This window comes from Parabacteroides sp. APC149_11_2_Y6 (assembly GCF_054506995.1).
In genome coordinates this window covers 2819780-2831680 of the sequence record NZ_CP173709.1, presented here as the reverse complement: position 1 = coordinate 2831680, position 11901 = coordinate 2819780, and the positions used below count along the sequence as shown (strand labels likewise).

The following is an 11901-nucleotide window of genomic DNA, read 5'->3' as shown; positions in this document are numbered from 1 at the left end:
ATGAAAGTATTGGTAACGGGAGGCGCCGGCTTTATCGGATCTAATCTTTGTGAAGCATTGTTGGGATTGGGACATACGGTAAGGTGCCTGGATAATTTTGCTACAGGCAAAATCGAGAATCTATTGCCTTTGTTGAAACAATATCCGAATACCTTTAAACTCATAGTTGGTGATATCCGTAAATTGGAAGATTGCCAAAAGGCAGTGGAAGGAATAGGATATGTATTGCATGAGGCAGCATTAGGTTCTGTTCCGCGTTCAATTGAGGATCCGGTAACGACCAATGAGGTCAATATCGGAGGCTTTTTGAATATGTTGGTCGCTGCACGTGATGCAGGTGTCAAACGTTTCATTTTTGCAGCGAGTTCGTCTACTTATGGAAATAGTAAATCTCTTCCGAAAGTAGAAGATGTAATAGGTAAACCGCTATCCCCCTATGCAATAACCAAGTATGTAGATGAATTATATGCAGATGTTTTTGCTCGTACATATGGAACAGAGTATATCGGGTTGCGTTACTTTAATGTTTTTGGTCGTCGTCAGGACCCGTTTGGAGCTTATGCCGCTGTTATTCCTTTGTTCGTAAAACAATTAATGAAGCATGAAAGCCCTGTTATTCATGGCGATGGTGAATTTAGCCGTGATTTTACCTATATAGATAATATCGTTCAAATGAATTTGTTGGCCTTAACTACAGAAAACCCGGATGCGGTGAACCAAATATATAATACAGCTTTCGGCGAACGAACAACATTGAATCAACTGGTGAATTATCTGAAAGAGTTCTTAAGCGAATATGATCCGGTTATAGCCGATGTGGAAGTTTTATACGGTCCGAATCGTGTAGGTGATATCCCTCATTCATTAGCAAGTGTAGAGAAGGCAAAGGTATTGTTGGGATATCATCCGGAATATGATATGAAGGATGGACTGAAAGAGGCGGTTAAGTGGTATTGGAAGAATATATAAGCAGATAATAATCAACGAAAAAATGAATACAGAAGTAAAAATAGCCGTAATCGGTTTAGGTTATGTGGGGTTACCTTTGGCACGTTTATTTTCTACAAAATATAAAACGGTAGGTTTTGATATGAATCAAGCGCGCGTAGATGCTTTGATGGCAGGTCATGATGCAACACTTGAAGTTTCGGATGAATTATTACAGGCTGCGATAGCAAACGGTTTAGTTTGTACTGTAAATATAGAAGATATCCGCGATTGTAATTTCTATGTGGTGGCAGTTCCTACCCCTGTGGATGAAAACCATAATCCGGATTTAACTCCGCTTTATGGTGCAAGTACCACAGTTGGTAAAGTAATAAGCAAAGGCGATATTGTAGTTTACGAATCGACGGTTTATCCGGGAGTAACAGAAGATGAATGCATTCCTGTTGTAGAGAAAGTTTCCGGTTTGAAATTTAACGAAGACTTTTTTGCAGGTTATTCACCTGAACGTATTAATCCGGGAGACAAACTTCATACAGTAGAACATATTAAAAAAGTGACATCCGGTTCGACACCTGAAATAGGAAAGAAAGTAGATGAAATCTATGCTTCAGTTATTACAGCTGGTACTCATTTAGCTCCTACAATGAAGGTTGCAGAAGCCGCCAAAGTGATAGAAAACTCCCAGCGTGATATCAATATTGCTTTTGTGAATGAATTATCTAAGATATTCAATAAGATGGGAATTGATACACAAGATGTATTGGAGGCAGCTTCCACAAAATGGAACTTTTTACCTTTTAAGCCGGGATTAGTAGGAGGACATTGTATAGGCGTAGACCCTTACTATTTAGCTCAATGTGCACAGCGTTATGGATACAACCCTGAAATCATATTAGCAGGACGTCGTATGAATGATGGGATGGGCGAATATGTTGCCAATGAGGTAATAAAACTGATGTTGAAGAAGGGTATTCAGGTATTAGGTTCCAATATTCTGATACTTGGTTTTACGTTTAAGGAAAACTGTCCGGATGTACGAAACACTAAGGTTATAGATATATATCATGCTTTAGAACAATATAATCTGAATATTACAGTTTATGACCCTTGGGCAAATCCTGAGATTGTTAAACATGAGTATGGGATAGATGTTATGAATGAATTGCCTAAAGAAAAAGCTGACGCAGCTATTTTTGCTGTTGCTCATAGCAAATTGAATACCTTTGATATAACTTGTTTTATAAAAGAGAAGCATGTTATTTTTGATGTGAAGGGAGAGATAGATAGGTGTTTGGTAGATGGAAGATTATGAGTTTTATTATCGGTTTGTAAAGTGTATATGATGGAAAATGCCAGAAAAGAAGGACTTAATGAAGTTTATATTATTCGTCCCATTTTAATTTTATGTATAGTAATAGGTCATTCTTTTGCAATTTACTCAGGGGCATGGGAAAATGTAGAAGCGCTTACAGAGAATGTCCCTCTTGTATACAAGTGGTTGAATCCATTCTTTATTTCATTTACATTACAAGCATTTGTGGTGATAAGCGGTTATTTGTTTGCATATCAATATTTAACATTAAATCGCAAATATGTTTTTTTTTAAATTTATTCAGAATAAATTTAAAAGATTGAGGGCAACATCAATCTTTTTTGGCATACTATATTATTCTTTTTATATATATAATGAAAATGAATTTACTTTACTGGATAGTATATTAATAATTTTGCAAGGATGTGGTCATCTTTGGTTTTTACCAATGTTATTTTGGTGTTTTGTAGTAATGTGGATTATATGTAAATATAATATACTACGAGAAGTATATGTGTTGTTAGTATTGTATGTGATTTCTATTTTACCAATTCCTAATTTATTATTTGGATTAGGTAATATGTGTCATTTTATGTTTTATTTTTATGGAGGTTTTGTTTTGTATAAATATAGATGTTTTTTTGAAAAATATTTGTATAATGTAAAACCTTTATTGTTAAGTGTATTTATATTTGTATTGTTTTTTATATTATATAATTTTTATAAGGAATATATGCTTTGCAGATATGAGTATTTGTCTTTCATGAATAAGACAGTAGTTTTAGTTCAATCAAATTTACTTAGAAGTATAATGGCTTCTGTAGGTTGTATAGCGTTGTATGTTTATGTATATCGTATTGTTTATGCAGAAAAATATGTTTTAAGTAATTTTTTAGTAAAGGCTTCTTCTATATGTTATGGCGTGTATATAATACATCAGTTTATATTAAAATATTTATATTATAATATACAATTATCTGCAATTAACAATGTTATATTACCATGGCTGATATTATTTATAAGTTTAGTTGTATCAGTACTGATTTCTTTTTTACTGATTAAAACAAAAATAGGCAGATTTCTGATTGGATAGGAATTTGTAAATCTAAAATAGAAATAAAATTGTTACTCTATAGTGTCTTGAAAGGTAAAGATGGGCAGAGGTTGTTTTTAAACTTTTCATATCTGTCTTTGTTACAAATTGCTAATTATATTCTTCCATTGATTACACTGCCTTATTTAGCAAGAGTAATAGGTGTTTATTATTTTGGAATTATAGCAATAGGTACAGCTGTTGTTTCTTATTTTCAGACAATTACAGATTATGGGTTTAATTATACCTCTGTAAGGGATATAGTTCGTTGTAAAAATGATATAAATGAAATTTCTAAAATTGTTTCAACTACAATTTTTGCTCGAATATTTCTAATGATTATATCCCTTGTTCTATTATTTATAGGATTTATATTCATTCCATTCTTATATGAAAATAGAATAATTATATTATATACATTTTTATTGATTCCTGGATATGTGTTATTTGTGGATTGGTTTTTTCAAGCAATGGAAGATATGAAATATATAACACTATTCAATGTGTTGTCTAAATTTTTGTTTACGATTTTTGTGTTTTTGGTTATAAAAGAAGATGTGGATTATATATATCAGCCAGTATTAATTGCTGCCGGTTATTTTATTTCATCAATATTCTGTTTATATATAATGAATAAAAAATATCATGTAAAAATATACTATCCTGGATTTGATATTATTATTTCTGAAATTGTAAAAGGTTTTAATATGTTTGTTAGTATATTTTTGCCAACAGTTTATTCTAATATAAATATTTTATTATTAGGTAATATTAAAGGTGCAAATTCTCTGGGTATATATAGCGGAGGTACTAAGTTTACATCTATATCATACAATGTTATATCTTTGTTTTCGCGTGTTTTTTATCCTTATTTGTCTCGTCGGTTAGATATGCATTATATTTATGTAATTATTTCATTTGTAATTAGTGTATTTATTAGCCTGATTCTATTTTTTGGAGCAAATATTATTGTCGATGTGTTTTTAGGTAAAGAATTTTATGAAACTGTGTTGGTATTGAAAATTCTGGCTTTTACTTCCATAGCTATGAGTGTGATGAATAGCTATGGAATTAATTTTCTTGTATTACGAGGGAAGGAAAAGGTTTTGAGGAATATTGTTTCTGTGACATCTGTAGTTGGAATTTTTTTAGGAGTTGTAGGAGCTATATATTATGGTTATATAGGAGTTGCTGTTTGTACTTTAATAATAGAATTTTTACGAGCTTTTCTTGTTTTTATATTTGCTGGTAAATATAAATTGTAGATTAAAAATGGAAAATTTGAAAATTTGTTTGACGACTTATATTTATGGTGATAAATATCAGGAATATATTCCCTTGTTAGTTTATTCAATAAATAAAGCTTATCCTCATTATACTATTATGTTGTTTTTGCATGGAGCAATAAATGAAAATGTTAAAACAATATTGGAAGAATCAGGCCTTGATAAAAATGTTATATTTAAAGAATATCATTTTTATGATTGTCCCAATATGTCTCCATTGAAAAGTATGGCTTTACGTTGGGTGCTTTGGGATGATTCTTTTATGACTTATGATTACCTATATATTGTTGATATTGATATGTTTTATATTAAAGAACCTGAATCTTTACATGTACAGCATATTCAACATATGAGATTAACCGGGCTACCATTTGATAATATGCGTCGTATATATAGATCTGATAATCATTCATTTTTTTCTATATTGAGAAGAATTAAATATGCCGGTTTGAGATCTATTGTAAACTATTGGATGAATTCTGAGCCTGAATATAGACTGACGGGATTACACTTTATAGATGTAAAGAAGTATTATTCTGTTTTTACTTATGATTTAATAAAAAAATATTGTGCGGATATATATGATAATCGTTGGTTTGAATATGTAATGTCTCCTGATAATGAAATTTTATTGGCCATGATATGTAAGCAATTAGGATTTTCTATAGAAAAATTGGCTATCCAGTCTGATTTTGTTACATCTCTCGATTTTAAAAATTTCACTCGACCTGAATTTCGACCGCATCATGGTATCCATATGGGTATATTTCGAAATTCTATAGAGCAAATACAAGGGAATTCTTTACTTCGTTCTATATTAGAGTCAGAAGTATATAAATATTATATTTCTGTGTATAAGGAAAAAATGTTACAAGATTCACTATTGATGAATATAATAGATAGCTCCTCAGATAACATAAAAGATTTGTTTGTTAGAATGAATGAGTACTATCAATTGTTAAAATAGGAAATAATGAAATTGACTTTTAATAAACTCATTTTTTTTCTTATATTGATAATGTTGATATTATCTATTTGTCGATATTTTAATGAAGAAAATAGTTTTTTATCAAAACAGAGTTTGTTGTTGACTGTTACGTCTGCTATTGTTGTTTTTGTACTTTATTTTTGCCATAGAGAAAATAATGTTAATCTAAGACGAAATAATTTTAAAATATCGACTATATTCTGTTTGTCATTTTTTATTGTTCATTTTTTAGGATATTTATCTTATGGTTTAGGTGTAAATGATAAGATAATGAATATGGAGTTTTGTGATAATAATATAATAAATGAAGCGGCTATTTGTTCATTATGCTCTTTTATATGTTTTGTATTAGGTTATTTGTCAACAGAAAGTACTTTGAGAAATACAAAATACTCTTCTTATGAATCTAAAAAATACTTAGAGTACTTCATGTTCTTTTTTCTATGTGCCTTTTATTTTTTTACAGATAAAAGATACTTTCAACCGGGAGGAAATGGACTGATTCTTAATTCAGGAGGATTTTCAATAACAGGATATGTTTCACAAACCTCTTTTCAGGCCTGTTTATTGGGGGCTTCTATAATAAGAGTCTATAGATATTCTAATTTAACTATAAAGCAATATGTTAAATCTTATTCGCTTATATATTATATATCCTTGTTGATATATATTTATTTGACTCTTATTTCAGGTGATAGAGGACCCCTTATAATGATTGCATTTTCTTATAGTCTACCTTATTTTGTAGTGAATAAAAAGAAAATGGGCTTGCAGAAAACATTATTGTTTTTAACTGTATCTATTTCTTGTTTGATGTTTTTAGCCTCATTGAGAAGTCTGGAACAGAATTTATCCATTTCGAAAATGGAGGAAGCATATAGTAAGACCGTTACTTCTTTAGATACTCATGAAAATACTTTCTTTTTTGTTACTCATGAATTATCGGATATTGTTGGGACATATCATGTTGTATATGATTATGCGAAGAAGAATGGAAATGTATATGGTATTGGATTTATAGATCAACTGTTAGGAATAATTCCGGGATTACGACCTTTATTATATCCTATTATAGGTTTTGATAATAGAAAATATGGAACATCCCTGCTTTCCACTTCTATTATTGGGGCTGATGTAGGTTTGGGAACAACTTGTGTTTCAGAGTCTTTTTTTAATTTAGGATTTATAGGAACGTTAATTTTCTTTTATATGTTTGGCTTTATTGTAAAGAAATTAGATATTTTATTGTATCAGAAAAATCCTAAGTTAATATTCTTTGTTTTGGCAGTCTCTTATTTAGTGTATTCAGTGAATATAGGAAGAGCTTCTGTTTTTACTCCGCTAAACTTATTTATATATACATATGTATACATTTTAATCTGTTCAAAATTGTATAAGATTAATATGGCAAGTTTGAAAAAATATAGTATGTGATAATGAGGATATTATTAATCACAGAAAATTTAGGTTCTGGAGGAGCTGAGAGGCAATTAACAGGTTTAGCTGTCTTACTAAAGCAAAAAGGTTATCAAGTACGAGTATTAACTTATCTTGAAAAGCAATTTTATGAATCTTTTCTTGAGGAAAATAGAGTGGAGTATAAGCTTCAAAATAAAGTATTTAATAGATGGACACGTATATATTATTTGTATAAAGAGTTGAAGGAATATAGACCGGAAGTTGTTATCTCATTTTTGTCTGCTGTCAATATATCGATGTGCTTAACGAGATTATTTTTTAAAACAAGATTGATCGTTTCAGAAAGATCGCATACAACGAATTTTAGTTTGAGAACCCAAATTCAATATAATTTATACCGTTTAGCTGATTTTGTTGTTCCTAATTCTTATTCGGAAGCTGATAACATAGTTAGGCATTATCCTTTTTTAAAATCAAAAATAGAAGTAATTCCAAATTTTGTAGATACAGATATGTTTATCTCATCTGAGAAAACAAAACAAAATGAGATAGTTAATATATTGTGTGTAGGACGGATTACAGCCTCTAAAAATATTTTAAAATTTTTGGAGGCTGTAAGAATTGTTTTGAATAAAGGTCTAAATTTTAAAGTAACATGGATTGGTAGCCATTATGATACTTATTATTGTAATAAGGTGGCCAATAAGATTTCTGAATTATATTTACAGGATGTTTTTATTTTGAAGAATCAAACAAATGATATTGTTTCAGAGTATCAACAGGCTGATATTTTCTGTCTTCCATCATTATATGAAGGATATCCTAATGTGATATGTGAGGCTATGAGTTGCGAGTTGCCTGTGATATGTAGTGATGTATGTGACAATCATTATATAATAAAACCAGGTGTCAATGGTTTTTTATTTAATCCTTATGATGAAAAAGAGATAGCAGATACTATAGTTAAAATTTTATCTCTTTCTGTAGAAGAAAAAAAAGTAATAGGTATACGAAACAAACAACATGTTATTCAGCAAAATTCCAAATACAATTTTGTTGAGCATTATATGAAATTATTATGATGAAGAGTTTTGCTTTATTGTTCTATTATTTTTTTCTACAATATCTACCTGCAACAGATAATGCCTATAATATATTTTCTTTTGTTAGAAAATTCCGTTCTTCAGTCGGTATTTTTATTTTTGATTATTGTGGTGATAATATCAATATAGAAAAAGGGGCGAATTTTGGAACAGGTACTGGAATTAAAATAGGCTCTAATTCCGGATTAGGGATACGTTGTAAAGTAAGAGGACCGTTAGAAATAGGAAATGATGTAATGATGGGGCCTGATGTCATTATTTTTACATCTAATCATGAAACATCCCGTACTGATATCCCTATGCGTGGTCAGGGAAGTACTGTGCCTCAAAAAGTAATCATCCACGATGATGTATGGATTGGGGCGCGAGTGATTATTTTGCCTGGTGTTACTGTTGGAAAGGGCGCAATACTTGCTGCTGGTGCTATTGTTTCAAAAGATGTACCGGAGTATTCCATTGTTGGCGGGGTCCCTGCTAAAGTTTTGAAATACAGAAAATAATGACTATATGAAGATTTTATTATTGAGTACTGGTGGTAGGATAGGAGGCGAAGAAAGTTTTACTAAGAACTTGGCTTTGGGTTTGATGAAGAAGGGACACCAGGTCATAGTTGGGGTTGGAGGTATTATACAAGCCGCAGACTTGAAAGAACTGGGTATACGGATAGCTCCCATTGATATAACCAAACGAACCCCATGGGGACTGTATTTTAATGCGAAAAAATTGGTAAGATATGTAACGGCAGAAAAATTTGATATTGTAGATGTACAGGCTGTAGGACCAGCTATAATGGGTATCTTGGCCAAAAGGCTTTTCCATTGTAATGTACTTTGGATTTGGCATAATCATGGAATTTCTTCTTTTGCCTATAAATGTGTAGTGAAATATCTGAAAGTATTAGATTTATCTATTGGTGTTTCTGATTATGTTTTGACAAAAATGAGAGCTTACGGAATTCCTTGGGAAAAATCATGCAGGATTCATAATGGGATTTCATTGCAGGATTTTACATTGAAAGAGGCCGACAAATATTTGGCACTAATAGATATACGGCGTAGTTTAAACATTCCGGAAAAAAGTTTTTTGTTTACTTATATAGGGCGTTTATCTCCGGAAAAGGGGGTGGAAGTCTTTCTGAGGGCTTTTGAACAACTGTATGCTACTCATAATAATGTGTATTGCTTGTTGGTTGGGGATGGGATACAGAAACAGGCTTTACTTGAATTGATTAAAAAATTTAGTTCCGGGAATAATATCATTTTTGCAGGGTTTCGTAAAGATATACCGCAAGTCCTTGCTGCTTCTGATGGGTTAGTTTTACCTTCACATGCCGAGACTTTCAGTTTGACTGCCTTACAAGCTTTTGCTATAGGTACACCTATTATAGCAAGTGATGTTGATGGTACTCCTGAACAAGTATTACCTCTTTTTAATGGGTTATTATTTAAGGATGACGATTCGAATGATTTATGTTTAAAGATGAGTTTTTTGTTAAATAATCCGGATTTGGCAAAATACTATACGATAAATGCGCGAAAATTAAGTGAGAGTTATTTGAACATTGACCGGATGATTGCAGAAACGGAACAAGTTTACATTAGCATTAAGGAGGATAGGAGATGAGAATTGCATTTTTAACTATGGGCAAAGATATAGGCGGGGCAAAAAATGATGTCATTACTTTATCTCAAAAAATAGCTGATAAAGGGCATGAAGTATTTGTCATATCATCTCCGGGCGTTATGGATAAAGAGCTGGCAGGGACAAAGGTTCATTGTATTCCTGCTGAATTTTATACACGAAATCCCATAGGATTATTCAATGCATCCCGCACCTTGTTGAAAATAGTTAGAGAAAATAACATTGAATTACTCAATCCTCAAGGCATGTTTACTGCATTAATCGCCTGGCTTATGCGTTTCAGTATACAACCTTCATTTATCCCGATTGTAACGACAATTCATATGTTTTCCGGTTTGAATTTATATAAGTTCGCTTGGACTTTGAATATATTCTCGAAAGCCGTGATAACCGAATCGAATTGTGAAAGAGTCCGTCTGGAAGGTGGAGGATGTAAAAGAAAGCGCATAACGGTTATCTATAATTCTGTTGATATGGAACGGTTTTCCGTAGAAAATTCACATCCCGTGTTGCGTGAAGAATATAATCTTTCAAGCGATATTGTCACATTCGGAATCGTTGCACGTTTAAGTCCGGAAAAAAGGCATTGTGATTATATAGAAGCAGCAAAAATAGTCCATCAGGCAAATCCGGATACACGCTTTTTTATTGTAGGAGATGGTCCTGTTGATTCTGCACTTAAAGAACAAGCAAAGGGATTGGAGTATATTATTTTTACAGGTTTGAGAAGAGATATTCCTGATGTTCTACATAGTCTGGATTGTTTTGTTCTTTGTTCGGAAATCGAATCTTTACCATTATCCATTCGTGAGGCAATGAGTATGAGACGTGCAGTGTTGGTTACAGATGTTGGTGGCAATCGCGAAATTGTGGCAGAAAATATAACAGGACATTTGGTCCCTAAATATGATGTCAAGGCATTAGCCAACAGTATGATATCAATGGCCTCGGACTGTAATCATTTAAAAGCAATGGGTGAAGCTGGATGGCGGTATTGTAAAGATCGCTTTGATGCGAGGAACTGGGCTGTTTTTACTGAAAATAAGTTTAAAGAGGTTTTGGATATTAGAGAGTGATTGTTTTCGGAGTATCATAAAATATTCTTTAAATAGTAAAAGAAATGACATCTTACACAGTTGCAGTGATTATCCCTTCCCTGAACGAAGAACGCTATATTTCCGACTGCCTGGATTCGCTTATAAAACAAACATTTCCGTTTGAAGAAATGGATGTGATGATTATTGATGGGGGAAGCATTGATAAGACAAAAGAGATTGTTGCCTTTTATGTTGAAAAATATGCAAATGTCAGGTTTATTAATAATCCCGGTAAAATTCAATCGATAGCTTTTAATATAGGAGTGAAGGAATCGGAGGCTCCTTTTATAATAAGATTGGATGCCCATGCATTATATGATAAACATTACATTGAACGTTGTATTTTGAATATGAAAAAAATCCCGAATTTGGGAAATGTCGGGGGCAGATGCTCTATCTGCCCCCGACATGAAGAAATTGTTTCAGAAGCGAATGCTATTTTGAATCAGTCAAGATTTGGCATAGGCGGGGCTGCTTTCAGGGTTAGTAATACTCCGGCTTATGTCGATACCGTACCCTTTGGGACTTTTTCCCGTGCTGTAGTGGAGAAAGTAGGAGGCATGAGGGAAGACCTACCAAGAGGTGAAGACAACGAGTATAATTCGCGAATAAGGAAAGCTGGATATAAGATTTATTTTGATCCCCGGATTATTGCCACTTATTATGTTCGTGATACGGTAAAAGCAAGCGTAAAACAAATGTATGCTAACGGTCTTTCCATAGGCAAATTGTTTTACATAGATAGAAGTTCTATAAGTGTGCGGCATTTAGTCCCGCTTTTATTTGTTTTAAGTTTGTTTTTCTTGGCTTTACTGAGCTTTATCTTTCCATTTTCCCTGTATTTACTACTACTTGATTTAAGTTTATATTTTGTCGTTAATATAACCGCTTCTATAATAGCCTGCTGTAAGTTTGGATTTAAATATTTAGTAATTCTTCCTTATATGTTTATGGCTGTTCATTTGTCTTATGGATGGGGAACAATTATGGGCCTTTTGAAACGATAAAACAAGT

12 protein-coding genes are annotated in these 11901 nt (G+C 32.1%); all 12 read left to right on the top strand.

What is annotated here, in order from left to right; all coding sequences use genetic code 11:
* Genes ACGE0T_RS11815 through ACGE0T_RS11760 form a run of 12 tightly spaced genes read left to right on the top strand, consistent with a single transcriptional unit; the run spans position 1 to position 11894 of the window.
* Positions 1-969, top strand: coding sequence for an SDR family oxidoreductase (locus ACGE0T_RS11815; protein ID WP_459186841.1), 969 nt, complete (start codon positions 1-3; stop codon positions 967-969).
* 22 nt (positions 970-991) lie between these two features.
* Positions 992-2260, top strand: coding sequence for a nucleotide sugar dehydrogenase (locus ACGE0T_RS11810; protein ID WP_459186840.1), 1269 nt, complete (start codon positions 992-994; stop codon positions 2258-2260).
* A 27-nt stretch (positions 2261-2287) separates the two neighbouring features.
* Positions 2288-2554: a hypothetical protein gene (locus ACGE0T_RS11805; protein ID WP_459186839.1), complete on the top strand. Its 267-nt coding sequence runs from the start codon at positions 2288-2290 to the stop codon at positions 2552-2554.
* Positions 2541-3353 (top strand): acyltransferase family protein, encoded by an 813-nt coding sequence (locus ACGE0T_RS11800; RefSeq protein ID WP_459186838.1) that lies wholly within the window; start codon positions 2541-2543, stop codon positions 3351-3353. The genes ACGE0T_RS11805 and ACGE0T_RS11800 overlap by 14 nt, the downstream gene beginning before the upstream one ends.
* Before the next feature lie 47 nt (positions 3354-3400).
* Positions 3401-4618 carry an oligosaccharide flippase family protein gene (locus ACGE0T_RS11795; RefSeq protein WP_459186837.1) on the top strand — a complete coding sequence of 406 codons (1218 nt, stop codon included), beginning with the start codon at positions 3401-3403 and terminating at the stop codon, positions 4616-4618.
* A 7-nt stretch (positions 4619-4625) separates the two neighbouring features.
* Entirely contained in the window at positions 4626-5606 is a 981-nt protein-coding gene (locus ACGE0T_RS11790; RefSeq protein WP_459186836.1) for a hypothetical protein, read from the top strand.
* Between the two features lie 6 nt (positions 5607-5612).
* Positions 5613-7061, top strand: a complete 1449-nt coding sequence (locus ACGE0T_RS11785; RefSeq protein WP_459186835.1) for an O-antigen polymerase — start codon at positions 5613-5615, stop codon at positions 7059-7061.
* Between the two features lie 2 nt (positions 7062-7063).
* Entirely contained in the window at positions 7064-8128 is a 1065-nt protein-coding gene (locus ACGE0T_RS11780) for a glycosyltransferase family 4 protein (RefSeq protein ID WP_459186834.1), read from the top strand.
* Entirely contained in the window at positions 8125-8649 is a 525-nt protein-coding gene (locus ACGE0T_RS11775; RefSeq protein ID WP_459186833.1) for an acyltransferase, read from the top strand. Before ACGE0T_RS11780 ends, ACGE0T_RS11775 begins: the two co-directional genes overlap by 4 nt.
* A 7-nt stretch (positions 8650-8656) precedes the next feature.
* Positions 8657-9772 (top strand): glycosyltransferase family 4 protein, encoded by a 1116-nt coding sequence (locus tag ACGE0T_RS11770; protein WP_459186832.1) that lies wholly within the window; start codon positions 8657-8659, stop codon positions 9770-9772.
* Positions 9769-10866 (top strand): glycosyltransferase family 4 protein, encoded by a 1098-nt coding sequence (locus ACGE0T_RS11765; RefSeq protein ID WP_459186831.1) that lies wholly within the window; start codon positions 9769-9771, stop codon positions 10864-10866. The genes ACGE0T_RS11770 and ACGE0T_RS11765 overlap by 4 nt, the downstream gene beginning before the upstream one ends.
* Before the next feature lie 44 nt (positions 10867-10910).
* The gene (locus ACGE0T_RS11760; protein ID WP_459186830.1) at positions 10911-11894 is read left to right on the top strand and encodes a glycosyltransferase family 2 protein; all 984 of its coding nucleotides are present in this window, start codon (positions 10911-10913) and stop codon (positions 11892-11894) included.
* The last annotated feature ends 7 nt before the right edge of the window (positions 11895-11901 follow it).